Here is a 23,318-nt window from a genome sequence, read left to right as displayed (position 1 = left end):
GCCTCAGCGGATCACGTTCGATTCGAGATCCCGCGGGAAGTAGGTGAGGGACTCGGTGCCCTCCTCGGTGATCGCAATCGTATCCGAGTGACGATAGCCCTCGGTTTCGGTGTAGATCCCCGGTTCGATCGTATAGACGTGTCCGGGTCGCATCACGGCGTCCGACTCCCCGTAGCCCGTCGCCTCCGCCTCGCAGTGGGCGGCCCACCCCCGGTCGATGTAGGGCGGTTCGTGGGCCCCAAGCCCGATGTTGTGGCCGACGTGGTGCCGGGCGAGGTCGGTGAGTCCCTGCTCCTCGAAGTAGCTCCACACCGCCTCGTCGACGTCCGCGAGCGGGACACCCGGCCCGAGCGCCTCGATGGCGATGTCTTGTGCCTCGAGCATCACCTCGAAATAGTGGGCCTGTTCGTCCGTATAATGGCCGACGAACATGGTGCGTTCGAGTTCCGAGCGATAGCCGTCGACGTTCGCGCTCGCACCCGTGATCAGGACGTCGCCCTCGCGCAGCCGTTGGTTGGGTGTATGGCCGTGGGGCAGGGCGGTCTCGCGGGCGCTAATGTAGCCCGCCTGTACCGGCCCGCTTGCCCGCACCCGCTCGACGAACCGCTCGCCGAGGGTATCGAGCATGGCTCTGGACGCCTCCATCGAGGCGCGCTGGCTCACCGTCGCGGGGTGAGCGCCGGGTTCGGTGCACTCGGCGAGATAGCGATGGCCGAGGTTCGCCCATTTCGCGGACTCCCGAATCAGATCGATCTCGGCCGACGACTTCTCCCAGCGCATCCGCGGGACCCACGACTGGGTTTCGACCCCGAGAGACGCCGAGAGGGCGGGCCCCTCGTAGCCCATGACGCCCGGTGCGCCGTCGGCGTCCGCCAGCACCGACTCGACGCCCATCTCCCGGAGCATTTCGACGACGGTCTCCATCGGGTGCCCGCCCGGATAGTCGAAGTAGCTGTGGACCCGGTCGATCCGCGGGTTGTCCTCGCATCGCTCGACCTCCAGTCGGGGCACGACCAGTTCACAGCGCTCGTCGGTGAGGCCGAGGACGACGGGGCGTTCGGTCTGGACGTGCGCGAAGCCGGTGAGGTACTCGATGCTGGTCGCGTCGAACCAGACGCCCGCGTCGTGCTCGCTCCGGGCGATCCGCCTGCGGACGGTTTCGAGTCGCGCGTCGAACTCCTCGTTGGGAAGCCGTGTCGCCATGTCACCGGGCGACGCGAAGCCGGCGGATAAGCCTCCCGAAGCGACCCGGGCGGCGGGCCTAAGGCGCTCGCGCCCGAACGCCCGGTATGAGCGACGGACTCCTCTCGCGGCTCGTGCGTGGCGGGTTTCGCGAACAGCAGGCGCGCCTGCGGATCGACTGGATGACCCACACCGACGAGCGGGTCATGGAACAGCTCGTGGAGGGTCCCATGCGGCCCGCCGAGATCGCGACGAGCCTCGAAAAGAGCGAGGAGTACGTCGCGGATCGGTGCCGACAGCTCGCGATCCGGGACCTGCTCGAACGTGAGGGCGGCGAGTACCGGCTGGCCGAGCGCGGTCGGGCCTACCTCAGCGGGGAACTGGATCCGGAAGAACTCGCTGATTAGTCTCTAATGATCGTCCTTCCACAAATGCAAAGATGGTAGCAGGAAATTAGTACATTATAAACTTAGAGTGTCTTTATCCTAGCTAAGATCAGATTCCATTAGCTGTGCATCACCATTGTACTCGTCCATATTTTCACCATCCGCAGGTGTATCTCCAATATAGACCCAAACTCTGGTATCTCCATCGTCGATCGTATCACTCCCTCCTGTACTCTCTATCGTTGTCTGCACACTGTTGGAATCATCAGTAATCGCGATTCCATCTGCATTACCGAGACTATCCACGGTCACGTTCCCATTACTGGTACTAATACTTGCTTGCGGATTCTCGCCTAGGTCATCACCTAAGCCGAGGACGAACGCCCCGATGACGGCCGCGAGGATCACGGTGATAGCGACCATCAGGATGACGCCGATCACGGGCGATACGCCGCGGTCCTCGCCGCTGCAGAGGCCGCGGACCTTGTGTGTGAGTGTTTTCAAGCTCATGATTGTCTGCACACGAAAGGACGAGAACAGCGCCGTGACCACACCCCGATACGGTCGTGAGGCTCGACGGCGGAACCGGCCACCAGGGCCGGTGTCCTCCTCGATGCCTTCGTGCTTGTTATCCAATATGTTTGGGAGATTATATAATAGTTACGAGATAAACGACTTATCAATTTACTGTTCTCTCCGATGAGGGATTTCGGCCGTCGAGCTCGGGGATGGCGTCATCGGGCGCGCCGCTGGCGAGGCGGTCGCTCTCGCAGGTGGGCGCGGAGAAAATCCGAGTCCGCTCTCCCCGATTCGAACGGGGGACAAGCCGATCTACAGTCGGCTGCTCTACCAGGCTGAGCTAAGAGCGGCGACACCTACCCGTCGTGCGTTTTCGGACTTAAGGGTTGTTATTCGACCCACACTCGCCACGAGGGACGCGGGAGACACCCGTCCGACACGATGCTAAACGTTCAAATACCCGGACGGGTTATGAACGCCTAGCTGGATGAGCAAGATCACGTTTCGCGCGGACGACGACCTCGTCGCACGCATCGAGGCCATGGACGCCTCGAAGAGCGAGGTCATGCGCAAAGCGCTTCGCGCGTACCTCGAGTCCCCCGCCGCCGAACCGACGGCGTCGGATTCGCTCGATGCGCTCATCACCGATCGGATCGACTCCCGGATCACGGACCGTCTCGACGAGCAGTCCGCTCCGGGCGTAAACGTCACTGTGACGGTCGAGGACGACCGTCCCCGTTCCGATGGAGAGTCGGCGCAAACGCCGCAAACGCACGGATCCGATGCGGCCGAGCGTCCCCCGGACGTCCACTGTGTGCAGTGTGGTGAACTCGTCGACGCCGATCACGTCTACTGTCCGAACTGTGGCGAGAAGGCCGCTGACCCCGCTTCATGCGAGTGTGGAGTCGAACTGCGGACCGACTGGGCGTTCTGTCCGAGCTGCGGCCGTCGGACACCGGCCGCCGATGTCCTCGATCCGTAGTCGTACACCGGCCGGTAGTTTTAATAGTTCACGGGAGCACGATACGGCCATGTAAGACGTGTCTTACGCGCTAGCCACCTTCTCGCCACGGATGGGGCGAGTTTGGCTACAGTGTAAGACACTATGGCCGCCAAACGGTCCTCGTCTTACGACAGGGGAAGATACCATGGAACGTGTGACACTACGAATTCCCGAACAACAGATCGAGGAGGTCGAACGGATGGTCGAAACGGGGCAGTTCCCCAACCGCAGCGAGGCGATTCGCGCCGCGGTACGGGAGATGCTCGACGAACGGGGTGTAAGCCAGGACACCCAAGGCTCCGACCGCACGTGGGCAAAGGTGTAACGATGCAGGACATCGTCCGCGACGCGCTCGATAACGCCGAGGCAGAGCAGGAACGAAAGCGCGAACTCGGCGAGGCCGATGATTTCGGCGACCCTCGTATCGTGATCGTCGGCTGTGGCGGTGCCGGCAACAACACCGTCAACCGCCTCTACAACATCGGCGTCGAGGGTGCCGAGACGGTCGCGATCAACACCGACAAACAGCACCTCCAGATGATCGAGGCCGACACCAAGATCCTCGTGGGCAAGTCCCTCACGCAGGGGCTCGGTGCCGGTGGCGACCCCGAGATGGGCGAACGCGCCACCGAGATGGCTACGGGCACCGTCGAGGAAGTACTGGGCGACGCCGACCTCGTGTTCGTTACCGCCGGTATGGGCGGCGGCACCGGAACCGGCGCTGCGCCCGTCGTCTCGAAGATCGCAAAGAGCCAGGGCGCCATCGTCGTGGGCATGGTCTCGACGCCCTTTAACGTCGAGCGTGCACGCACAGTAAAAGCCGAGGAAGGCCTCGAGAAGTTGCGCAACGAGGCCGACTCGATCATCGTGCTCGACAACAACCGCCTGCTCGATTACGTCCCGAACCTCCCGATCGGAAAGGCCTTTTCGGTGATGGACCAGATCATCGCCGAGACGGTCAAGGGGATCGCCGAGACGATCACCCAGCCCTCCCTGATCAACCTCGATTATGCCGACATGACCGCGATCATGAACCAGGGCGGCGTCGCGGTGATGCTCGTCGGCGAGACCCAGGACAAGAACAAGACCGACGAGGTGGTCCGGGACGCGATGAACCACCCGCTTCTGGACGTCGACTATCGTGGCGCTTCGGGTGGGCTGGTCCACATCACCGGTGGCCCGGACCTCACCCTGAAGGAGGCCGAAGGCATCGCCGACAACATCACCGAGCGCCTCGAGGCCAGCGCGAACGTCATCTGGGGCGCGCGCATTCAGGAGGAGTACAAGGGCAAGGTGCGGGTGATGGCCATCATGACGGGCGTCCAGAGCGCCCAGATCCTCGGGCCGAGCACACAGAAACAGGCCGACCGCTCGCGTGCCTCGATCAACGGCCAGCAGGTCGACACCGGCGCTCAGAGCGACGGCGGGCGGGACGAACGCGAGAAAAACAACGGGCTGGACGTCATTCGCTGAGGCGACCACACCCCGTCGCCCTCCTTTTCTTTTCGACCTCTCCGATCGTGCGTCTATCGTCTACCAGCGGTGGTGAACCGCCGGCGCGATGTGGCGTTCGTAGACGTCCCGAACCGCCCGGTGTTGTGCGTCATCGGGCGCCGGGAGGTCGGCCGCCGCGACGTTCTGTTCGATGTGCTCGGTGCTCGTCGAGCCGGGGATCACCGTGCTGACGGCGTCGAAGCTCAGGATCCAGCGCAGCGCGAACTGCGCCATGGTCGCGTCCTCGGGGACGACCCGTTCGAGTTCCTCGACGGCCTCGACGCCGTCTTCGAGGGGGACGCCCGCGAACGTCTCGCCGCGGTCGAACGCCTCGCCCTCGCGGTTGTAGTTGCGGTGGTCGCCCTCGGGGAACTGGTCGTCGGCGTCGATGGTTCCGGTCAACAGGCCCGAGGCCAGGGGCACGCGCACGATCACGCCGATGTCGCGGCGCTCAGCCTCGCGGAAGAACAGTTCGGCGGGGCGCTGGCGGAACGGATTGAAGATGATCTGGACCGTCTGGACGCCGGGGTACTCGATGGCCTTCAGCCCCTCCTCGACCCGTTCGACGCTGACGCCGTACTCGCCGATCCGGCCCTCGGAGACGAGGGTATCGAGCGCGTCGACGGTCTCCGGTCGGTAGTAGGCCTCGGTGGGCGGGCAGTGCAGTTGGAGCAGGTCGATCGTCTCGACGGCGAGGTTCTCCCGGCTCCGGTCGACGAACTCTCTCAGGTTCTCTTCGGTGTAGCCGTCGGCCTCGTGTGGCGAGAGCCGGCGACCGGCCTTGGTGGCGACGACCGGCTCCTCCTCGCGTTCCTCGAGGACAGTCGCGATGTGCCGTTCGCTGCGGCCGTCGCCGTAGACGTCGGCCGTGTCGATGAAGTCGACGCCGGCGTCGAGGGCGGCGTGGATCGCGCGCCGCCCTTCCTCGTCGGAGACGTCGCCCCAATCGGAGCCGACCTGCCAGGTGCCGAGGCCGATCTCCGAGACGGTCCAACCGGTGCGTCCGAGCGGGCGCTGTCGCATGGTTCAACCGGGAACGCTAGCCGCTTGTAGCTTCGCTTACACCGCCTCGATCGCCGAAAGCAGCGAGCACTTCCGGCAGATCTCGCGCGTCGTCGCCGATCCACACCGATCACACTCGCGCAGATCGGCACTCCGGTCGTCGTACTCGTGGGAGACGATCTCTCCTAACTCCTCGTAGCCGGCCATGATCGAGTGGCGCGTCCCGGGGTGGTTCTCCTCCAGATCGTAGAGCAAGCGTTGGATCTCGCCCCGGTAGGCCTCGCTCGAATGGGGACACTCGGTGATGTGAGCCGGCAAGTCCTTCAGATGGGCATAGAGCGCGACCTCCTTCTCGGGGACGTCCCGCAGGGGTTTTGCCCGGGGGACGAACTCGTCGCTTTCCGCCCGTGTTCCGTCGTTGTTTCGCCCGTTCGATCCTCCTGTTTCGTCCCCGAACCCGCCCAGCGAGGCGTCGAAGTGTTTGGCGATCTGGGCGACGTCACCCTCCAAGAAGTTCATCAAGGCGGTCTGGGCTTCGTCGTCGAGGTTGTGGCCCGTCAGCAGTTTATCGGCGTCTAGCCTTTCGGCGTACCGCGAGAGGACGTCCCGGCGGAACACGCCACAGTATGCACAGGCGGCCATGTTCTCGGGGTCGTCCTCTACGACGTCGTCCATGCGCACGCCGAACTCCTCGGCGTAGCTGACGACCTCGTGGCGAATTCCTATCTCGTCGGCGAGTTCGACACAGGCGTCCAGACTCTTATCGCGATAGCCCTCGATTCCTTCGTGGATCGTCAGTCCGACGATCTCCACGCGGGGGTCCTGTGCGAACGTCTCGTGGAGGACGTGTGTGAGGACGACGCTGTCTTTTCCCCCGGAGAGACCGATCACCCACGTCTCGGGGTCCTCGGGGGTCGCCGCGTCCGACAGCAGCGAGTCCTCCCGGATCCGCTTTCTGACCCGCCGATCGACCGACTCACAGAAGTGGGTTTCACAGAGGTGTGCTCCGGAGTACGCCGCGTGCATGACCGCCTCGCGGTCGCACTTCGTACACTCCATCGCCCGACTCTAACCCACCTCGGCGTATGACGGTTTCGCTCCGAGGGGGTTTTGCGGGCAGGTCGCCAACGACACCCAATGGACCGTTCCGCGGCGGTCGAGCGCGTCGAACGACTGATCGAGACCGTCGAGTCCGAGCCGATGCCCGTTCCGGTACGGGAGATCTGGGTCTACGGCGAGGTCTCGCTGGGACTCGACCCCATCGAGCGCCTCGACGTCTACCTGACCAAGGACATCCTCCTCGAAAGCGACGGGGGCCGAAGCGAGGCCTTCGAGGAGCGATACGGCGTGAAGGGGGTCGGACAGACGGTCAGAGGCGAGTGGGCCGAAGCGTTCCCCGAGTTCGTTCGGGCCAACGACAACGGCTACGCCGCTCCCGAGCGGTGTCTGGCGGCTCATCTCCTCGGGGACGACGAGCCGATCCATCTGGAGGTCTGCAACGCGAGTTTCGAGGACAACGTCACCCAACGCCTGCAGGGCGCGATGATGCGAAACGACTACGAGCGGATCCTCGACCCCCGTGGGGTCTGTCTGTGGGTCGACGGGCAACGAAGCGCGAAGGCCCTCGAGAAACTGCGCTCGGGCGAACTCGTCCTTCCGACGCTTCCGAACGCCCTCGAGATGCTCGGCATGGACGAGGGCGAGGCCCGCGAGGCCGCCGATACCCTACAGGCCTACCGCGAGCGCCAGGAGGGCGCGACGGTGCGAGGGGACGTGGTCTAACTGTCGACCCGTCCGACGGTCACGTAAAAGGGCACCCGTTCCGTTCGCTCGTACTCGCCGGCCTGCATCTGCCCGATCACCTCGCGGCCCATCTCGCGCCACTCGGCGCGCAACTCGTCGAACGCTGCGGGCGCGAGATCGCCCCCGAGCATGGTCCTGCGATCGCTTTCGAGTCCCTCGCCCGTCGCCTTTCGCCTCGCGCTCTCGAGGGCCGCCTCGCCGTAGGGCGGCTCGATGACCTTCTCGTGGTCGTACCGGCGGGTCCGAACCTCGGACAACCCGACCGCTTCGAACAGGTCCCTACTATCGGCCCCGAGGGTGACGTCCGTCCCGACGCCCTCGATGTAGTGCTCGCGGGCGCGCCGTGCGAGGTCCACCTCACGACCGACCGTCGACTTCACCTCGACGCCCCCGTTGTCGGGTTCGATCGCACAGACCAGCGCCGAGGAGACCCGCGCGAACTCCGCGACGGCTCGCCGGGGTTCGGGCAGGTTGATCAGCAGGGCCTGACAGGTCACCAGGTCGACCGCGTTCGTCCGCAGGGGGAGATGGGTCGCGTCGCCCGCCAGCACGGGACCGTGTTCGCGGGCGGCGTCCAGTAGAGCCGGGTCGGCGTCGATCCCGACCACCTCGGCGGGGCTCTCGCGGGCGAGCACGCGCGTGAGTTCGCCCGTCCCACAGCCAACGTCCGCGACCCGCGTTCGCGACCCGAGGTCGAGGTCCACCAGTTTGCCGACCTCCTCCCACATCCCGCGGCGCGTCTCCTCGAGGTAGTCGGCATCGAACCGGCGCATCTACTCGCCGCGCAACTCGCGGACCCGGTCGATGTTCCACTCGTAGCTCTTGCCGTCCTCGGTGGGCGTTTCGAGCACCAGCGGTACGTCTTCGAGGTCGGGGTGGTTGATGATCGCCTCCATTCCATCGATTCCGATCAGGCCCTCGCCGACGTGGGCGTGTTCGTCCTTGTTGGTGCCACAGGCGTGTTTCGAATCGTTGAGGTGGATACACCGCAGATGCTCCAGCCCGACGACGTCGTCGAACTCGCTGACCGCCTCCCGAACGCCCGCGGCGGTCGAGAGGTCATAGCCCGCCGCGAAGGCGTGGGCGGTGTCGACACAGACGTCCAGATCCTGCGCGCTGGCTTCGAGCACGCGTGCGAGATGTTCGAACTCCCCGCCGAGTTTCGTTCCCGACCCGGCGTCGCTCTCGATCAGGATCGTCACCCCGTCAGGGACGTCCAACTCGTCGAGTGCGCTCGCGGCGTTCTCGAGCCCGCCCTCGACGCCCGCACCGGTGTGGGCACCCAGGTGGACGTTGACGAACTCGATGTCCAACTGTTCGGCCGCCTCGAGTTCGGCCTGCATGCTCGCGACCGATTTCTCGCGCAGGTCCTCCTTGGGCGTACAGAGGTTCACGAGGTACGACGAGTGGATCACCCACGGCCCGTCGAGGCTCTCGTCCGTTCCCTCGCGAAAGCGCTCCGCTTCCTCCTCGCCGATCTCGGGCTGGGCCCAGACCTGCGGTGAGGTGGTGAAGATCTGCCCGCAGTTGCCCCCGATATCGAGCTGTCGCGGGACGGCGTTGTCGACCCCGCCGGCGATCGAGACGTGTGCTCCGACGTGCATGCAGGGGGGAGCCCGCCGGGGGGGATAGTGGCTTCGACTTACCGACGAGCGACCGTGATCGTCACCGTCCCACAACCACACTCGTACGCCCGACGGCGACACTCGCCCCGTCGGAACTCGAGTTCGGGATCGTCCACCGTCAGAGGCCGATCGCACCCCTCGCAAGTACACGCGAGCCGTTCGAACATACTCGATACTCGGGCTGCGGGGCCATTACCCTGCGCCACGGGCGGACTGGAAGTGAAACTGATCCGCCGAGGGCCAAAACCCCGATTTCGAGCGTCTTGGTACCGATTTACAGGGTGTCACGACCGCAACAGTTAAACCGATCGTGACGGTAGTATGGGGTACCAGAACGCCACCGACGTGGCGGCAGTATCGCTCGAAAAATGAGAGGGCATCCTTATACACGGGTGGTTGCGATGACGAGTGTACACTGCCGGGTTTCGGTGGAGGGATGGATAACGGATTAACTACGCATGGTAGACGAAAGCAAGAACATCGAGGTCAGCGACTCCGACCTCGAAAGCGACTCGAAAGGACAGCTCATCAAACTCGCCGGCAAGCTCCGGGACCGCCGGAACGACCTCAACCAGATGGCCTCGAAGCGCGCCGGGAAGCGCGACGAGCTCAACGCGGCGACCCGCGAGAAGGTCGACGAAGCCCAGGAGCACAGGGAGAAACGCGACGAGCTCAACGAGCAGGTCCAAGAGCACAAACAGAAGCGAAACGAGCTCAACGCGAAGGCCAACGAGCTGTTCGACGAGGTCGAGGGTCGGAAATCGGACCTCGAACTCGACGACGGCAAGGGGCTCGAGGAGCTCGAAGAGGAGATCGAACAGCTCGAGTTCAAACAACAGACCGAGGTCCTCTCGACGGAGGACGAGCGCGAACTCATCGAGAAGATCGAGAACAAACGCGAGGAGTACCGGACCCGCCAGGAGAAACTCGAAGGCAACGACGACCTCGAAGGGATGGTCGAAGAAGCCGAAGAGGTCCGCTCGGAAGCCTCCCAGCACCACCAGCAGGTCACGGAACTCGCCGACCAGGCCCAGGAACACCACAACCAGATGATCGAGGCCTACCGGGAGGCCGACGATATCAGGGACGAGGCCGACGAGATGCACGAAGCCTTCGTCGAGGTCCAGGAGGCTGCAGACCAGCACCACGAGGACTTCGTCCGCGTCCAAAAGCGCCTGCGCGAACTCGACAAGAAAGAGGAGAAAGCTCGCAAGTCCAACCGCGAGCAAGAGCGCGAGGAAGCCAAAGAGGAAGCCGAGGAGATCTACCAGAAGTTCAAGGAAGGGGAAACCCTCGACACCGAGGACCTCATGAAGCTCCAGAAGACCGGCCTGCTCTAGAAACGGACCTCTTTCCGGCTCGGGTGCGCTCGCCGCAAAAATCTTCTCGAAAAACCGACGTGACGGAGCCGCGCCGGTCCGCCACCGCGGCTATTGCGGTTGTTATTGTCCGTAATTTATATATATACATATATATAACATTCTAATTACGGGAAGTGGATGACATCAGAAATAATGGCTGGGTTTTGATAGCAATTTTCCTTCCAATTGGATATCTCGTCGGATTAGCTATTATCGCGGTGGTCAACTCACCTGCCAGCAGTCTAGAGGCAGCGTCTAACCCTGGATATCTACTAGGAGTCGTCATTGGTATCGTCGCTTTCGTGCGTGGCTTCCTTCGACCCGTGCTAAATTCGTCTAATAGTACTTGATTTCTTTAAACGCCGATCGAATACGATAGGAACTGGCATCTGCTACTGATGAGAACCGGTGCGATTCGTCGAACCGGGTATTAGTACTAGGCAACGCTAACGAAACGGTAGTTGACGGAGCGATCTGACGAGTAGCGAGGCTGGCCCCGTAGACGAAACGTTAACCGCCCGAGAGCGTAAGCAGTGGGTATGATTCGGAGGTCTGCATGAACTCGGACGCTATCGGACGACTAGCGGTTTCACTGGTCGGTGCGCTACTCGCCGCGGCCGTCGGTTACGTGCTGTTTTTCGCACTGCCGACAACGGGCGTGGAACTCATCGGGGTCCTGCTCGTGATCGCTACCGCGCTTATCGGGCTGCGGATCGCGAGTCGGCTGGCCAGCAAGGCCTTTACGACCTACAACGTCGCACAGGTGGCCGTCGAGGGACCCATCTCGCGGGACGGAGGGGGTGGGCGGCTCCCGAACGGTCCCAACACCACTCCGACCGACGACGTCGTCGAACAGATCGAGGCCGCCGCCGACGACGGGGACGTCGAGGGACTCCTGGTGAAGCTCAACACGCCCGGCGGGGAGGTCGTCCCGAGCGACGACATCAGGCGGGCGATCGTCGCCTTCGAGGGACCGGCGATCGCCTATACGACCGACGTCTGTGGGAGCGGGGGCTACTGGATTGCCAGCGGCTGTGACGAGTTGCTGGCACGTGAGGCCTCCCTCGTGGGAAGTATCGGCGTGATCGGCTCGCGAGTCAACGCCGCGGCCCTCGCAGAGCGGGTGGGGCTGTCCTACGAGCGCTTCGCGGCGGGCGAGTTCAAGGACGCGGGCGTCCCCCTCCGGGAGATGGACGACCACGAACGGGCCTACCTCCAGGGGCTGATCGACGATTTCTACGGCCAGTTCGTCGAGCGGGTCGCCGAGGGCCGCGAGCTCTCCGAGGAGGAGGTCCGCGCGACCGAGGCCCGCGTCTACGTCGGCGAGGAGGCCCTCGAACTGGGGCTGGTCGACGCGCTCGGCACCCGCGAGGACGCCGAGGACCGGCTCGCCGACCTCCTCGATATCGACCCCGAGGTCCGGGCGTTCGAGCCCGATCAGGGGATGATGGCCCGGCTCTCGATCGGGAGTGCCTCGGTCGCGTACGCCTTCGGCGCGGGGATCGCGAGCGTGCTCGGCGAGTCGGATCGGGAGATCGAGGTTCGCCTGTAGGTTTTTATCCGGCCGGCGTTTGTGTGCGCACACCGTGAGTACGTTGGTGGTGTGTCTCGACCGGTCGGACGGGATCGCGCGGGCGGCCGACGCCTCCCCGCCGGTCGTCGGTTGGGACGCGGTGCGGTCGCTGGTGATCGACGTCGGGCTCGCGGATCCGGAGGATTCGAGCGTCAACTGTCTGCTCGAGACGCTGCGAGTGGCCCGCGACCTCCAAGAGGACGGGGAGGAGCCGACGGTCGCGCTCGTCACCGGCGGCCCCGACGCGGTCGGCGCGGGCCGGTCGATCGCCGCCCAGATCGAGGCGATCCGCGACGCCCACGCGGTCGACTCGGCGATCATCGTCACCGACAGCGCCGAGGACGAACGGTTTGTCCCCGTCATCGAGAGCCGCCTGTCCGTCGACTCGGTCGACCGGGTGGTCGTCCGCCAGGCCCGCGACATCGAGTCGACGTACTACCTGCTCAAGCAGTTCCTCGGCGACGAGGAGCTCCGCCAGACGACGCTCGTGCCCCTCGGGCTCGCGCTGATCGTCTTTCCGATACTGCTCGCGACGATGGGGCCGGTCGTCGCCGTCGCCTCGCTGACGGCCGTCTTCGGGCTGTTTCTCCTCTATAAGGGGCTCGGCGTCGACGTCTACGTTTCGACGGTGCCCGCCGGGGTGCGAGACGCACTCTACTCGGGGCAGGTCTCGGTCGTGACCTACGTCGTCGGGGCGGGCCTCGCGCTGATCGGCGTGTTCGCCGGGCTGCTCGGTGTCTCGGGGCTCGAATCCCAGGAGGGGGTCTTCGAGCCCGCCATGCGGTTCGTTTTCGATAGCGTCCCCTGGCTCGCGATGGCCGCGCTGGCGGCCAGTACCGGCCGGTTGCTCGACGAGGCGATCCACGACGAGCCCCTTCCGACGGCCGCGCTCAATCTCCCGTTCGGGGTGATCGCACTGGGGCTGATCGTCCGCGGGTTCGCGGCGTACTTCCTCCAGCGAAGCGGCGTGATCGACCACAGCGCCGTCCCGCCGGTCGACGTGGGGGTCGTCTCGGTCGAGGCGTTCGTCCTCTCGCCGCTCCAGCGCCTCGCCGTCTTCGTCGTCGCCGGCGTCGTCGTGAGCCTCGTCGGGGTCCGGGCTGCGGCCCGCTTTGCCGGCGCGCCCGAACCGGCGGAAGCGACCGACTGACCTTTGTCGATCGGGGCGAACACTCCGTATGAACTGGATCGCGCTCTTCTCGGGCGGGAAGGACTCCTCGTGGGCGCTGTATCGCGCGCTCGACTCCGGGCGGACGGTCTCGCGACTGCTCACCGTCCACCCCGCCGCCGACTCGTATATGTATCACGTCCCCGCGACCGACCTCGCGGCCCTCGCGGCCGACAGCATCGGCATCGACCTCCTCGAGGTCGAGTCGGCCGTCGGGACCGACGGCGTCGTCGACTCGGGCACACAGGGTGACGCGGAACTCGAACCGCTCGAACGCGCCCTTTCGGACCTCGATACGGCGGTCGGGGTCGACGGGATCATCGCCGGCGCGGTCGAAAGCGAGTTTCAAACGACCCGGATCGAAGCGATGGCAGAACGGCTGGACGCGGAGACGTACACTCCGCTGTGGGAGCGCGACCCCGTCGCGCTCGCCGAGGCAATGCTCGCGGCGGGTTTCGAGATACAGATCGTGCAGGTCGCCGCGGCCGGCCTCGACGAGTCATGGCTCGGCCGCAGTCTCGACCGGGCAGCCCTCGAGGAGTTGATCGCCCTCAACGAGCGCTACGGCGTCCACGTGCTTGGCGAGGGCGGGGAGTTCGAGACGCTCGTGACCGACGGCCCGCATATGGATCGTCCGATCGAACTCGAGTACGCCGTCGAGTGGGACGGCACTCGCGGGAAGCTACAGGTCACCGACGCCTGGCTTGGCGAGTAGTCACTGCTCTTCGCCGTTGATCCGGGTGTGGGCCCCGATGAGCGCGCCCGCGAGGTTGATCTCCTCGACGTGGGTCCCCTCGTCGATGATCGTCCCCCGCAGTTCACAGTTCCTGGCGGTCACGTCGGGGAAGACCACCGAGTTTACGGCGGTCACGCCTTCGAGGTGCGCGCCGGCCATGATGTGGACGTTCTCGCCGATCTCGCAGTCCTCGACGGTCGCGTCGGGATGGACGTGCGAATCGCCGTCGAGAAACCACGAGACGGCCTCGAGATAGCTCTCGGGCGTGCCGATGTCGTACCACGCCTCGTCGAAGGTAAAGGCGTAGACTTCGCCCTGATCGACGAGCCACTGGATAAACCAGCCCGGCTCGTCGGGGTTGTTACCGTCTTCGAGGTACTCGCCCAGTTGCGGGAGGGTCCGGGCCGGAAAGCCGTAACAGGCGATCGAGGCGAGGGTGCTCTCGGGTTCGTCGGGTTTCTCCTGGAAGCCGACCACCCGATCGCCCTCGATATCGACGATCCCGTACTGACTCGCGCGCTCGTACGAGCCGACGTCGTAGGCCGCAAGCACCGGCGCATCCTTCCGTTCGAAGAAGTCGATAAAGTCGCTGACGTCGAAACTGATCAGGTTGTCCCCCGCGATGACGAGGGTGTCCTCGGCGAGTCCCTCCCGTTCGATCAACTGGGCGAGCGCGCCGACCACGCCGAACTTCTCGTCCTCGGCGCTCGTGTCCTCGACGGAGACGCGGGGTTTCTCGAAGCGACTCGCCGCGATGTGCTCCTCGAAGTCCTCGGCGAAGCGCTCGTTGGTGCTGACGTAGACGTCCTCGATCCGCTCGTCGGCCTCGAGTCCCGCAAACACCTGATCGATGACCGTCTCCCCGCCGACCGGGAGGAACATCTTCGGCCTGTGTTTCGTGATCGGCCACAACCGGGTCGCGTACCCACCTGCCAACACGATGGCGTCCATGCTCGCACATGAGGCCCCGACGCTAAGTCGTTTTCCCGTGCCGGGCGCTCCCACCGACCACGACACCGACGGTTTTTGTGCTCGCGCCGTCTCCGATTCGTATGCGCGAATCGAGCGCCACCACACGCCAGCGCATCGCCGCCCGCCTGCGCGAGGGGCCTGCGACCCCCAGCGCGCTCGCAAGCGAGTTCGCGATCACGACCGAAAGCGCACTCTCACACGTCGAGCACGTCTCTCGGAGCACCGAGGGCACGGACGGACGCCTGCTGGTCTCCCCGCCGACGTGTCGCGAGTGTGGGTTCTCGGCGTTCGACGACCCGCTGAACGTCCCTTCTCGGTGTCCCGACTGCAAGGCAGAAAGCGTCGAGGAACCCGCGTTCCTCATCGAGTAGTCCGACCGACGCCACTCAGCGCGCCTGTGCGCGGTCGATCCAACCCTGAATGCGCTTCTCGGAGAGGCCCGTCGCCGACGAGAGCTCGCCCGCGTCGGCCGCAGCTAAGTCCGCGACCGAGTCGACGCCGGCCTCCGAGAGCTTCGTCGCATACGAGGGCCCGATCCCCTTGATCTCCCGGAGGGCCTCCTGTTCGGCCGCCTCCGGTCCCGCGGCGTCGGTTCCGGTGTGGGAGTCTCGGTCCGCGTCCTCGGTTTCGGTCCCGGTTTCGTCGACGGGTTCGGACTCGACCGTCTCCATGGGCTCGGACTCCGAGTCGATGAGCGGGCCCTCCTGGCCCTCCGAATGCTCCTCGACGTCGTCCGTCCCGGTGGCCGGCGACGGGGACTCGATCTCGGCCTCGACGTCGGTCCCAGCGGCCGGCTCCGTCCCGGCCTCGGGTTCGGGATCGGACTTGCTCCCGTCTGCCGGTTCGGGTTCGGCGTCCTCGGATCCGGGAGCGGGCGTCGACGGCGGGGACTCCTCGGCCGGTTTGCCGGCGCTGGCGCCGGAGTCGCGTTCGACCGTGACGCCGACGTCGTCGGTGCCCTGCCGATCGCTACCCGACTGCCCGTCGTCGAGTCCGAGCAACGATTTCAGCTTGTTCAGCAGTGCCATTGGGGGGATATACGTGCCGACCTACTTAAAAGCGCCCGCCTCGTCGGTCAGTTCCCCTCGGAGGGTTTCGTTCATCGCCTCGACCGGCGCCTCCCGTCCCGTCCAGCGTTCGAGTGCTTCGACGCCCTGATAGAGCAACATCCACCCCCCGTCGACCGTCTCGGCGCCGGTCTGCTTTGCGTCCCTGAGCAGCCGGGTCTCGAGGGGCCGGTAGACGACGTCCATGACCGTCAGATGGCGGTGTAGCGACTCCGCGGGCACCGGCGAGGTGTCCGTCTCCATCCCGACGCTGGTGGCGTTGATGAGCACATCGGCGTTTTCGAGCAGGTCCGGCAGGTCCGGGAGGCCGTGGCCGGTCGTCTGCGGGACCGCCGTTGCGAGTTCCTCTGCGCGCTCTTTGGTCCGGTTTGCGATCTGAATCGTCGCCCCTTCGTCGGCGAGGACGAACGCGATCGCGCGTGCGGCCCCGCCGGCCCCGATCAGCACCGCACGCGCGCCGTCGAGATCGACGTCGTGGCGCTCGAGCGCCCGGCGCGCACCCGCGGCGTCGGTGTTGTACCCCGTCGGCGTCCCCGTAAGGTCGATGGTGTTGACCGCACCGATCCGGTCGGCCAGGTCGTCGAGTTCCACGAGCGTGAGCACCTCCTGTTTGAACGGGATCGTCACGTTCAGTCCCTTGATCCCGAGCGCGCTCGCCCCGGAGATCGCAGCCTCGAGCGACTCCGGGTCGGGCTCGAAGGTGACGTACCGGGCGTCCATTCCGAGTTCCCGGTAGGCCGCCTCGTGCATCGGCGGGGATAGCGAGTGGCCGACGGGGTTGCCGAGGAGTCCGTAGACGTCCATAACGAGAGTAGTGTCGTCGCCCCACCCGATAAACGGACCGGACCGAACCCGGTCCACGAACCTCCGTTTGCGGGCCGACCGAGTAACAAAAGAGATACGTGCCTATCCCGCCCCTCTCAGGACGATGCTACAGCGTTTTCGCCACCCGCTCGTCGCGGTCGTCCTGACGTTCGTCCTCACCGTTCCGTGGGTGTATACGTGGTTCACCCACGGCGGTCACGTCGAACCCGGTGCCCCCTACTCGGCGGTGCTTACCGTCGCGGTCTCCGGGATCGCAGTCCTCGGCTCGTCGTTCCTGCTGGCGTGGGGGGCCGAAACCGCGGAGAAGGACGTCCCTCGTGCCTTCGCCATCGCGGTGCTTGCGGTGCTTGCGGTCGCCCCCGAGTACGCCGTCGACGCGCTGTACGCCTGGCAGGCCGGCTCGCTAGAGGGCACCCAGCGGGGAGCCGACGCCGCGAACCTCGCGGTCGCGAACATGACCGGCGCGAACCGCATCCTCATCGGTCTCGGCTGGTCGGCCATCGCGCTCTTTACCGTCTACCGGGCGGGGTCCGCGAGCGATCCTGCCGTCGAGCACCGGGAGGGACGCCTACGAAACGCCGTCTCCATCGACCGGGATCTGAGCGTCGAGATCGCGTTCCTCTTTGCGGCGACCGCCTTCGCCTTCGTCGTCCCGTTCAGCATGGCGAGCCTGACCGGCGGCGGGTCCGCCGGCGGGATCGGCCTCTTCGATACGGCCGTCCTCGTGGGACTGTACGTGCTGTACATCCTCATCATCGCGCGCGGCGATGTCGAGGAACACGAAGAACAGGTCGGGGTTCCCGCGTACTTCCAGTCGTTCCCGAAGCCGGCCCGGATCGGGGTCGTCCTTTCGCTGTTTGCCTATTCGGGGGCGATGATTTACACCGCCGTCCACCCCTTCGCGATGGGTCTTGAGACCATCGGCATCCAGAACGGCATCCCGGAGTTCTTCATGATCCAGTGGATCGCGCCGCTCGCGAGTGAATCGCCCGAACTCATCGTCGTCGCCTACCTCGTCAACAAGGCCCGCTCGACGGCGGGGTTCAACGCGTTGATCTCCTCGAAGCTCAACCAGTGGACGCTCCTGATCGGGACGCTCGCGGTGGTTTACTCCATCGCTGCGGGCCACCTTGGAGCGCTTCCGTTCGACCAGAAGCAGGTCGCCGAGATCTGGATCACCGCCGCCCAGAGCCTCTTCGCGCTCGCGATCCTCTCGAACTTCGAGATCAGCGTGCGCGAGGCGCTCGTCCTCTTGGTCCTGTTCGTCTCGCAGGTCGCCATCGAGTTCGCCGTCATCCGGATCTATCCCGAGGGCGTCGCCGAGGCGCTAAGCCTCGATCTCCTGTACGGGTATACCGCCGTCTATCTCCTGCTCGGGGGCTACCTGCTTGTGACCCGCCGCGGGGAGCTCCGGAACCTCTTCGCCCGGGCGGGAGCAACCGCCCGATCCGCCGTCGGCTCGCGCGAAGTCCGTCCCGGCGGGGCTGACTGATCCCGACCGGTTTTTTCCTCCCGGGCCCCTACCGACGTGAGTGATCGCGATCGTCGCCAGCCGCGCCGACTGCGCCTCCGAACTGATCCGTGAGCACCTGCTGGACGTCGCCGACTGGCGCGCCCGGGAGGACCCGGCCCGACCCGACTCCGAGGGCGGGAGCACCTACCATACCCTCGAAACCGAGACGACGAGCTTCGAGCTTCGCACCTTCGAGGCGTGGCACCTCGAACTGGAGGGCGTCGCCGAGGCTTTCTCCGAGCCTGATCTCGTGGTGTTCGCCTCCCGGCATTCGGGCGAGACGGGGCCACTGCTGACGGCTCATTTCACCGGGAACTTCGGACCCGCGGAGTTCGGCGGCGAGGAGGGCGAACTCGCGGCGGCCGCCCCGGCGGCACACAAACGCCTCCTCGAAAACTTCCGCGAGCACGCCCCCGATGGCTACGAGGTCGGTATGGAGTGTACCCACCACGGGCCGACCTCGGTGGGGGTCCCCTCCCTGTTCGCGGAACTGGGAAGCGACGAGGCCCAGTGGGAGGACGACGCGGGCGCCCGCGCGCTCGCCCGGTCGGTCCTCGACCTCGAGGGAGGCGCCCACCAGGAACGACAGGTCGTCGCCTTCGGTGGGGGCCATTACGTCCCGCGACCCGAGCGGGTCGTGAGGGAAACGCCGTGGGCGGTCGGCCATATCGGCGCCGACTGGTGTTTGGAGGCGATGGGTGCGCTCGACCCCGACGTGATCCGACAGGCCTTCGAGCAAAGCGGGGCCGAACTCGCGGTCATCGACGGCGACCGGCCCGAACTTGAATCGGTTATCGAGGAACTGGGCTATCGGGTCGTGGGCGAGACGTGGCTCCGCGAGGTCGGCGACCGGGACCTCGAACTCGTAGAACGGCTCGAATCCGAACTCGGGTCCGTCGAGGAGGGGTTGCGGTTCGGCGAGGGCGAGGGCGAAGCGTTCGCGGTCGAACCGTTGCCCGTCGAGCTGCTCGAAACGGCCCGCCCGATCGATTCCGAGGCGGTTCGCGGGGCGGTCGAGCGCCACACAGTCGCCTTCGACACCACCGAGAACGGTAGCGAGATCGGCGAGCGCGCCGCATTCGCGGGAGCGAACGATCGGGAGGCGCTCCTCGACGATTTCGTGGCGCTCCTCGACCGCGAGTACGAGGTCGAACGGGGTTCCGAGGACATCCGGATCCGCGAGCGAGCCTTCGATCCAGAGAAGGCGGCGACCCTCGGCGTGCCCGAGGGGCCGGCGTTCGGCAAACTCGCCTCCGGAGAGGCTGTCGAAGTCGACGGCCGGACCATCGAGCCCGAGGCAGTAACCTCAGAGCGGGTCCGAGAGCTGTCCTATCGGGCCTGAGAGTCGGACGCTCGTCGGACGTAAACGGGAACAATCATTACGATGGGTACATTACGAGCGCGCAAGACAATGGACTCGATCATTCAGGACGCCGTCGAGAGCGACGAGGCGGAGCAGGCGGCGACACGAGAGGACGCCGAGGACGGCGTCGCCCCCGAGGTCAGCCAGTCGGGCCAGATGACCGACGAGGAGCTTCGGGACGTACTGGAGGACCTCCAGACCAATATAACGGTGGTCGGCTGTGGCGGTGCGGGCGGCAACACGGTCGACCGGATGGAAGAGGAGGGCATCCACGGCGCGAAGCTGGTCGCCGCCAACACGGACGTCCAGCACCTCGTGGAGATCGAGGCCGACACCAAGATCCTGCTTGGCGAACAGAAAACGCGCGGCCGGGGCGCGGGGTCACTCCCCCAAGTGGGCGAGGAGGCCGCCCTCGAGAGCCAGGACGAGGTCAACGACGCGATTCAGGGCTCGGACATGGTCTTCGTGACCGCGGGTCTGGGCGGCGGGACCGGCACCGGTTCGGCCCCCGTCGTCGCCAAAGCCGCCCGCGAGTCGGGCGCGCTCACCATCGCCATCGTCACGACGCCGTTCACGGCCGAGGGCGAGGTCCGACGCACCAACGCCGAGGCCGGCCTCGAACGGCTGCGAGACGTCGCCGACACCGTGATCGTCGTGCCGAACGACCGCCTGCTCGACGCCGTCGGTAAACTGCCGGTGCGCCAGGCGTTCAAGGTCGCAGACGAGGTGCTCATGCGCTCGGTCAAGGGCATTACCGAGCTGATCACCAAACCCGGATTAGTGAACCTCGACTTCGCGGACGTTCGCACCGTCATGGAGAAAGGCGGGGTCGCCATGATCGGACTCGGCGAGAGCGATTCGGAATCGAAGGCGAAGGACTCGGTCAAGTCGGCACTTCGCTCTCCGCTGCTTGACGTCGACATCTCCGGGGCGAACTCCGCGCTGGTCAACGTCACCGGTGGCAACGACATGAGTATCGAGGAGGCAGAAGGCGTCGTCGAGGAGATCTACGAGCGGATCGATCCCGACGCCCGCATCATCTGGGGCACCTCCGTCGACGAGGAACTCGACGGCGCGATGCGCACCATGATCGTCGTTACCGGGGTCGACTCCCCGCAGATCTACGGCCGCGAGGACGAGGGCCAACAGGAGCAAAGTACCGGTCAGCTACAGGACATCGACTACGTCGAGTAGTCAGTTTTCGATCTCGACCGGCGGCATCTCGAAGAAGGCCGTCTCGTAGCCGTCGTGGCGGGCGACCTGCGGGACCGACTCGATATCGATCCGGATCGTCTCGCCCCCGTCGATCCCGACGGGCGCGCCGTAGTGAAACCCCAGTTCAGTATCGAGCCTGCTTTCGAGAGCCCCCTCGAAGACCGTCTCCGTCCCCCTCTGGACGGTCGCCGACAGCGCCATCAGCGGGAGCATGGTCCGGTTGTGGGGCGTTCGCGGCGAGACCACGAGCGTGGGCTCGTCGAACCGTGCGGGTTCGCTGGCGACGACGAACGTCGCGTCCCCGCTCTCGCCGGTTCCGAGCACCTCGGCGGGAAACGAGTCGGCCGGCGGGACCGTCGGCCGGGCCATCCCGCCGTGGGTGTGGTCGCCGTCGCCCCCGTGGGCCATCCCCTCGTGGTCCATCAGGGGGAGTTCCCCGCGATTTCCCCGGCGGCTCTCCTCGACGAGATCGAACGTCAGGTCGTAGACGTCGTCGCTCGTGTACTCGAAGTCGATCTCGGCAGTGCGGGGCTCCTCGAACAACCCCTCCAACCGACCGACCCCGCGGGCCCCGGCGGGGTTGATATCGAGGCGCGCGGTGTACTCGCCCTCCTCGATCGCGAGGTTGTCGCCGTAGTGAAACCCCATCCGCTGGGCGAGCATCGCCCAGAGTTGGCCCGTGTAGGGGGCCGATTCGCCCTCGACGGTCAGCCTGACGTCCGCCGGGACGACGATGCCCGAGTCGGTCTCCCAGACGCTCGCCATCAGATGTAACGCGTCCTCGTCGCCGACGTCGACCATGTTGGTCTCGGTGCCGGTGACCGTCCAGAAGCGATGGGGGAAGGTATAGAGTAAGGAAACGGTGTACTCGCCGACCTCCGTAACTCCGTAGGTGCCCATTTCCTCGGTCGAGGCGGGGATGTAGGCCGCCTCAGGGCGGTCCTCGACGAGCGGGGGGTCGCGCCAGGCCGATTGCGTCTCGAAGACACCGAGACAGCCCGCAGTCCCGATCGTTCCGAGGAGGGCACCGACCCGGAGGAAGTCACGGCGGTCCATGTCGGCCCTCGGGTCCTCGCGGTCTTACGGGTTGCGTTAGCCGACGAACGCGGGGTCGGCGGTGGGAAGCGAGATCAACCAGAGGCTGATCATCGTATAGACGATCATCACGATCACAACGGGGTACTGGCTGCGGATCGCCTGCAGTCGGCTCGGAAACACCGAAAACGAGACCGCGTGGGCCGCCCAGATCGCGAGCAGGTGGCCCGCCAGAACGAACCCGATATCGAGCAGGCCGAACCAAGTGGGCAGAACGAGCGTCAGCGGCGGCACCGGCGGCGACAGCGGCGAGGCGAGGACGAGCGCGAGCGACGGGGAAAGCGAGACGAGAAAGGTGAAGTAGTGTGCGAGGTGATAGCCCGCCGCGATCGCCAACAGCGGCGGCGCAAAGCACACCGCGAGGTGCTCCGTGGTGACGTACGTCTCGGCGAGGCGCTTTCCGAAGCGGGTCGCGAACCAGTAACTCCCCAGAAAAAGGCCGTAGCCCGCGAGCAATAGCCCCGCGTAGGTCACCGAGGGCGGGACGCCGAGCGAGACGAGGAACTCGACGCTCGCGATCCCCGCGGGGACGACGATGAAGGCGCTGTAGGTGAGTTCCCAGACCAACAGGAGGACGAACGCCACGCCGCTCGCCCCGTCGACGACGGAGGATTCGCGGAGTTTCGCGCCCGGCAGGACTAGTTCCACCCCCTCGTCCGTTCGCTGGATCGGCGCGACGGCCCCGTAGTACCGAAAGAGCACCGCAAGCGGGTCGCCGTAGCGAAACCAGTCGTCGGGACCGAAGACGACCGCTCCGGTGAGCGTGGAGGCGCTGTACGCGAGGACGGCGAGCGCGAGCGTCCCGGGGACGGTGTTGATCGGGACGACGACCTCGACCCAGAGGATACAGAGCAGGCCACAGACCGCGGGCCAGACGCCCCAGCGGTCGGGGTACTCGACGAACCCGGTCGGCGCGAGTCGCGCGAGCGCCCGCCACGGGTTGAGGGCGGGCCAGGGGTTCGCGAGCAGGTACGCGACCATCACGAGTCCCGCGCGCACGCCGACGAAGACGACGAGCACGGCGAGGTTGGCGTTCGCGATCGTCGGCCCGGTCAGTCCGACGAAGACCACGAACGCGAGGCCGACGACCGCGAGCGTGCCGGCGAGACCCCGAAACGGTCCCGCGAGCCCCTCGCCGAGGGCGGTCGACCGCCGCCAGGTGTGGAGGCGATCGATCAGCCGCCGGTCGGTGACGAACATCGCGAGCAGGCCCGAGGCGCCGACCGCCGCCCCGCCGGTACCGAGGTAGAGCCACGTCGGCACCTGCAGATCACGGCCGTCGCCCTGGAGGCCGGTCGCGACGTTGCTCGCCGCAACCGCATCGGTCGCGAACACCAGTCCCGCGAGCGCGAGGGCCAGAAGGGCCACCCCGCGTCTCCTCGTACCCATCGTCGGTACTCGACACCGGAGGGTTCT

The 23,318-nt window shown here is 65.9% G+C and carries 25 protein-coding genes and 1 tRNA gene; 13 read left to right on the top strand and 13 right to left on the bottom strand.

The annotated features are described in order from the left end of the window. Positions 1 to 3 precede the first annotated feature (3 nt). Positions 4 to 1,203, bottom strand: coding sequence for a M24 family metallopeptidase (locus tag HACJB3_RS12355; protein WP_008415837.1), 1,200 nt, complete (start codon positions 1,201 to 1,203; stop codon positions 4 to 6). Positions 1,204 to 1,289: 86 nt separating this feature from the next. On the opposite strand from HACJB3_RS12355, the gene HACJB3_RS12350 reads away from it, so the two are divergent. Then, positions 1,290 to 1,589, top strand: a complete 300-nt coding sequence (locus HACJB3_RS12350) for a hypothetical protein (RefSeq protein ID WP_008415834.1) — start codon at positions 1,290 to 1,292, stop codon at positions 1,587 to 1,589. A 78-nt stretch (positions 1,590 to 1,667) separates the two neighbouring features. Here the strand turns inward: HACJB3_RS12350 and HACJB3_RS12345 are convergent, their stop codons facing one another. Beyond that, entirely contained in the window at positions 1,668 to 2,078 is a 411-nt protein-coding gene (locus HACJB3_RS12345; RefSeq protein ID WP_238532763.1) for a type IV pilin, read from the bottom strand. A gap of 285 nt (positions 2,079 to 2,363) precedes the next feature. Next, a tRNA-Tyr gene (locus tag HACJB3_RS12340) sits at positions 2,364 to 2,437 on the bottom strand. Positions 2,438 to 2,574: 137 nt separating this feature from the next. Between HACJB3_RS12340 and HACJB3_RS12335 the strand changes: the two genes are divergently transcribed. From HACJB3_RS12335 to ftsZ (HACJB3_RS12325), 3 genes are all read left to right on the top strand, one after another. Beyond that, positions 2,575 to 3,069, top strand: a complete 495-nt coding sequence (locus HACJB3_RS12335) for a double zinc ribbon domain-containing protein (protein ID WP_008415831.1) — start codon at positions 2,575 to 2,577, stop codon at positions 3,067 to 3,069. 166 nt (positions 3,070 to 3,235) lie between these two features. Further along, on the top strand, positions 3,236 to 3,415 hold the full coding sequence (locus HACJB3_RS12330; RefSeq protein ID WP_008415830.1) for a ribbon-helix-helix domain-containing protein: 180 nt from the start codon (positions 3,236 to 3,238) through the stop codon (positions 3,413 to 3,415). Between the two features lie 2 nt (positions 3,416 to 3,417). Beyond that, positions 3,418 to 4,563 carry a cell division protein FtsZ gene (ftsZ, locus tag HACJB3_RS12325; protein ID WP_008415828.1) on the top strand — a complete coding sequence of 382 codons (1,146 nt, stop codon included), beginning with the start codon at positions 3,418 to 3,420 and terminating at the stop codon, positions 4,561 to 4,563. 60 nt (positions 4,564 to 4,623) lie between these two features. On the opposite strand, the gene HACJB3_RS12320 is transcribed toward ftsZ (HACJB3_RS12325), so the two are convergent. After that, positions 4,624 to 5,607, bottom strand: a complete 984-nt coding sequence (locus HACJB3_RS12320; protein ID WP_008415827.1) for an aldo/keto reductase — start codon at positions 5,605 to 5,607, stop codon at positions 4,624 to 4,626. A 36-nt stretch (positions 5,608 to 5,643) separates the two neighbouring features. Further along, positions 5,644 to 6,645 carry a tRNA 2-thiolation protein NcsA gene (gene ncsA / locus HACJB3_RS12315; protein WP_008415826.1) on the bottom strand — a complete coding sequence of 334 codons (1,002 nt, stop codon included), beginning with the start codon at positions 6,643 to 6,645 and terminating at the stop codon, positions 5,644 to 5,646. A gap of 78 nt (positions 6,646 to 6,723) precedes the next feature. On the opposite strand from ncsA, the gene HACJB3_RS12310 reads away from it, so the two are divergent. Then, positions 6,724 to 7,368, top strand: coding sequence for a DUF7095 family protein (locus HACJB3_RS12310; protein ID WP_008415824.1), 645 nt, complete (start codon positions 6,724 to 6,726; stop codon positions 7,366 to 7,368). Here the strand turns inward: HACJB3_RS12310 and HACJB3_RS12305 are convergent. Genes HACJB3_RS12305 through HACJB3_RS20245 form a run of 3 tightly spaced genes read right to left on the bottom strand, consistent with a single transcriptional unit; the run spans position 7,365 to position 9,181 of the window. Then, positions 7,365 to 8,162, bottom strand: coding sequence for a class I SAM-dependent methyltransferase (locus HACJB3_RS12305; RefSeq protein WP_008415821.1), 798 nt, complete (start codon positions 8,160 to 8,162; stop codon positions 7,365 to 7,367). The two genes, HACJB3_RS12310 and HACJB3_RS12305, sit on opposite strands and share 4 nt — an antisense overlap. After that, positions 8,163 to 8,993 (bottom strand): deoxyribonuclease IV, encoded by an 831-nt coding sequence (locus HACJB3_RS12300; protein ID WP_008415820.1) that lies wholly within the window; start codon positions 8,991 to 8,993, stop codon positions 8,163 to 8,165. Positions 8,994 to 9,031: 38 nt separating this feature from the next. Continuing rightward, the gene (locus tag HACJB3_RS20245) at positions 9,032 to 9,181 is read right to left on the bottom strand and encodes a hypothetical protein (protein WP_008415819.1); all 150 of its coding nucleotides are present in this window, start codon (positions 9,179 to 9,181) and stop codon (positions 9,032 to 9,034) included. A 291-nt stretch (positions 9,182 to 9,472) separates the two neighbouring features. Between HACJB3_RS20245 and HACJB3_RS12295 the strand changes: the two genes are divergently transcribed. The 4 genes from HACJB3_RS12295 to HACJB3_RS12280 all read left to right on the top strand — a co-directional run bounded on the left by HACJB3_RS12295 (position 9,473) and on the right by HACJB3_RS12280 (position 13,831). Further along, a complete protein-coding gene (locus HACJB3_RS12295) occupies positions 9,473 to 10,354 on the top strand; it encodes a coiled-coil protein (RefSeq protein WP_008415817.1) in 882 nt (293 codons plus the stop codon). A 577-nt stretch (positions 10,355 to 10,931) separates the two neighbouring features. After that, positions 10,932 to 11,927, top strand: coding sequence for a signal peptide peptidase SppA (sppA, locus tag HACJB3_RS12290; RefSeq protein WP_008415815.1), 996 nt, complete (start codon positions 10,932 to 10,934; stop codon positions 11,925 to 11,927). A 34-nt stretch (positions 11,928 to 11,961) separates the two neighbouring features. Beyond that, on the top strand, positions 11,962 to 13,098 hold the full coding sequence (locus HACJB3_RS12285; protein ID WP_202946615.1) for a DUF373 family protein: 1,137 nt from the start codon (positions 11,962 to 11,964) through the stop codon (positions 13,096 to 13,098). A gap of 28 nt (positions 13,099 to 13,126) precedes the next feature. After that, positions 13,127 to 13,831: a diphthine--ammonia ligase gene (locus HACJB3_RS12280; RefSeq protein WP_008415812.1), complete on the top strand. Its 705-nt coding sequence runs from the start codon at positions 13,127 to 13,129 to the stop codon at positions 13,829 to 13,831. On the opposite strand, the gene HACJB3_RS12275 is transcribed toward HACJB3_RS12280, so the two are convergent. Further along, positions 13,832 to 14,803 (bottom strand): sugar phosphate nucleotidyltransferase, encoded by a 972-nt coding sequence (locus tag HACJB3_RS12275; protein WP_008415810.1) that lies wholly within the window; start codon positions 14,801 to 14,803, stop codon positions 13,832 to 13,834. 101 nt (positions 14,804 to 14,904) lie between these two features. Between HACJB3_RS12275 and HACJB3_RS12270 the strand changes: the two genes are divergently transcribed. Continuing rightward, positions 14,905 to 15,195, top strand: coding sequence for a transcriptional regulator (locus HACJB3_RS12270; RefSeq protein ID WP_008415808.1), 291 nt, complete (start codon positions 14,905 to 14,907; stop codon positions 15,193 to 15,195). A 15-nt stretch (positions 15,196 to 15,210) separates the two neighbouring features. On the opposite strand, the gene HACJB3_RS12265 is transcribed toward HACJB3_RS12270, so the two are convergent. Next, positions 15,211 to 15,852, bottom strand: coding sequence for a helix-hairpin-helix domain-containing protein (locus tag HACJB3_RS12265; protein WP_008415806.1), 642 nt, complete (start codon positions 15,850 to 15,852; stop codon positions 15,211 to 15,213). A gap of 21 nt (positions 15,853 to 15,873) precedes the next feature. Next, positions 15,874 to 16,695: a shikimate dehydrogenase gene (locus tag HACJB3_RS12260; RefSeq protein ID WP_008415804.1), complete on the bottom strand. Its 822-nt coding sequence runs from the start codon at positions 16,693 to 16,695 to the stop codon at positions 15,874 to 15,876. Between the two features lie 124 nt (positions 16,696 to 16,819). Here HACJB3_RS12260 and HACJB3_RS12255 point away from each other — a divergent pair, with 124 nt between their 5' ends. The 3 genes from HACJB3_RS12255 to ftsZ (HACJB3_RS12245) all read left to right on the top strand — a co-directional run bounded on the left by HACJB3_RS12255 (position 16,820) and on the right by ftsZ (HACJB3_RS12245) (position 20,786). Beyond that, entirely contained in the window at positions 16,820 to 18,208 is a 1,389-nt protein-coding gene (locus tag HACJB3_RS12255) for a sodium/calcium exchanger protein (RefSeq protein WP_008415802.1), read from the top strand. Positions 18,209 to 18,248: 40 nt separating this feature from the next. After that, positions 18,249 to 19,571: a D-aminoacyl-tRNA deacylase gene (locus HACJB3_RS12250; RefSeq protein ID WP_008415801.1), complete on the top strand. Its 1,323-nt coding sequence runs from the start codon at positions 18,249 to 18,251 to the stop codon at positions 19,569 to 19,571. Between the two features lie 69 nt (positions 19,572 to 19,640). Continuing rightward, positions 19,641 to 20,786: a cell division protein FtsZ gene (gene ftsZ, locus HACJB3_RS12245; RefSeq protein ID WP_008415799.1), complete on the top strand. Its 1,146-nt coding sequence runs from the start codon at positions 19,641 to 19,643 to the stop codon at positions 20,784 to 20,786. Here the strand turns inward: ftsZ (HACJB3_RS12245) and HACJB3_RS12240 are convergent, their stop codons facing one another. Together HACJB3_RS12240 and HACJB3_RS12235 are read right to left on the bottom strand one after the other, a co-directional pair. After that, a complete protein-coding gene (locus HACJB3_RS12240; protein ID WP_008415798.1) occupies positions 20,787 to 21,863 on the bottom strand; it encodes a DUF7350 domain-containing protein in 1,077 nt (358 codons plus the stop codon). A 36-nt stretch (positions 21,864 to 21,899) separates the two neighbouring features. Next, positions 21,900 to 23,291, bottom strand: a complete 1,392-nt coding sequence (locus HACJB3_RS12235) for a hypothetical protein (protein ID WP_049934452.1) — start codon at positions 23,289 to 23,291, stop codon at positions 21,900 to 21,902. Positions 23,292 to 23,318 lie beyond the last annotated feature (27 nt).

It is taken from the genome of Halalkalicoccus jeotgali B3 (assembly GCF_000196895.1).
Classification (GTDB): domain Archaea; phylum Halobacteriota; class Halobacteria; order Halobacteriales; family Halalkalicoccaceae; genus Halalkalicoccus; species Halalkalicoccus jeotgali.
The sequence above is the reverse complement of the archived record's forward strand: the minus strand, read 5'-3'. Positions and strand labels throughout refer to the sequence as shown.

Bases quoted from the DNA above. Each gene is read 5' to 3' on its own strand.
- HACJB3_RS12355 (WP_008415837.1), bottom strand. From the start codon at position 1,203: ATGGCGACACGGCTTCCCAACGAGGAGTTCGACGCGCGACTCGAAACC.
- ftsZ (WP_008415828.1), top strand. From the start codon at position 3,418: ATGCAGGACATCGTCCGCGACGCGCTCGATAACGCCGAGGCAGAGCAG.
- HACJB3_RS12280 (WP_008415812.1), top strand. From the start codon at position 13,127: ATGAACTGGATCGCGCTCTTCTCGGGCGGGAAGGACTCCTCGTGGGCG.
- HACJB3_RS12320 (WP_008415827.1), bottom strand. From the start codon at position 5,607: ATGCGACAGCGCCCGCTCGGACGCACCGGTTGGACCGTCTCGGAGATC.
- HACJB3_RS12275 (WP_008415810.1), bottom strand. From the start codon at position 14,803: ATGGACGCCATCGTGTTGGCAGGTGGGTACGCGACCCGGTTGTGGCCG.
- HACJB3_RS12335 (WP_008415831.1), top strand. From the start codon at position 2,575: ATGAGCAAGATCACGTTTCGCGCGGACGACGACCTCGTCGCACGCATC.
- sppA (WP_008415815.1), top strand. From the start codon at position 10,932: ATGAACTCGGACGCTATCGGACGACTAGCGGTTTCACTGGTCGGTGCG.
- HACJB3_RS12310 (WP_008415824.1), top strand. From the start codon at position 6,724: ATGGACCGTTCCGCGGCGGTCGAGCGCGTCGAACGACTGATCGAGACC.
- HACJB3_RS12295 (WP_008415817.1), top strand. From the start codon at position 9,473: ATGGTAGACGAAAGCAAGAACATCGAGGTCAGCGACTCCGACCTCGAA.
- HACJB3_RS12300 (WP_008415820.1), bottom strand. From the start codon at position 8,993: ATGCACGTCGGAGCACACGTCTCGATCGCCGGCGGGGTCGACAACGCC.
- HACJB3_RS12260 (WP_008415804.1), bottom strand. From the start codon at position 16,695: ATGGACGTCTACGGACTCCTCGGCAACCCCGTCGGCCACTCGCTATCC.
- HACJB3_RS12305 (WP_008415821.1), bottom strand. From the start codon at position 8,162: ATGCGCCGGTTCGATGCCGACTACCTCGAGGAGACGCGCCGCGGGATG.
- ftsZ (WP_008415799.1), top strand. From the start codon at position 19,641: ATGGACTCGATCATTCAGGACGCCGTCGAGAGCGACGAGGCGGAGCAG.
- HACJB3_RS20245 (WP_008415819.1), bottom strand. From the start codon at position 9,181: ATGTTCGAACGGCTCGCGTGTACTTGCGAGGGGTGCGATCGGCCTCTG.
- ncsA (WP_008415826.1), bottom strand. From the start codon at position 6,645: ATGGAGTGTACGAAGTGCGACCGCGAGGCGGTCATGCACGCGGCGTAC.
- HACJB3_RS12350 (WP_008415834.1), top strand. From the start codon at position 1,290: ATGAGCGACGGACTCCTCTCGCGGCTCGTGCGTGGCGGGTTTCGCGAA.
- HACJB3_RS12270 (WP_008415808.1), top strand. From the start codon at position 14,905: ATGCGCGAATCGAGCGCCACCACACGCCAGCGCATCGCCGCCCGCCTG.
- HACJB3_RS12265 (WP_008415806.1), bottom strand. From the start codon at position 15,852: ATGGCACTGCTGAACAAGCTGAAATCGTTGCTCGGACTCGACGACGGG.
- HACJB3_RS12345 (WP_238532763.1), bottom strand. From the start codon at position 2,078: ATGAGCTTGAAAACACTCACACACAAGGTCCGCGGCCTCTGCAGCGGC.
- HACJB3_RS12235 (WP_049934452.1), bottom strand. From the start codon at position 23,291: ATGGGTACGAGGAGACGCGGGGTGGCCCTTCTGGCCCTCGCGCTCGCG.
- HACJB3_RS12240 (WP_008415798.1), bottom strand. From the start codon at position 21,863: ATGGACCGCCGTGACTTCCTCCGGGTCGGTGCCCTCCTCGGAACGATC.
- HACJB3_RS12255 (WP_008415802.1), top strand. From the start codon at position 16,820: ATGCTACAGCGTTTTCGCCACCCGCTCGTCGCGGTCGTCCTGACGTTC.
- HACJB3_RS12330 (WP_008415830.1), top strand. From the start codon at position 3,236: ATGGAACGTGTGACACTACGAATTCCCGAACAACAGATCGAGGAGGTC.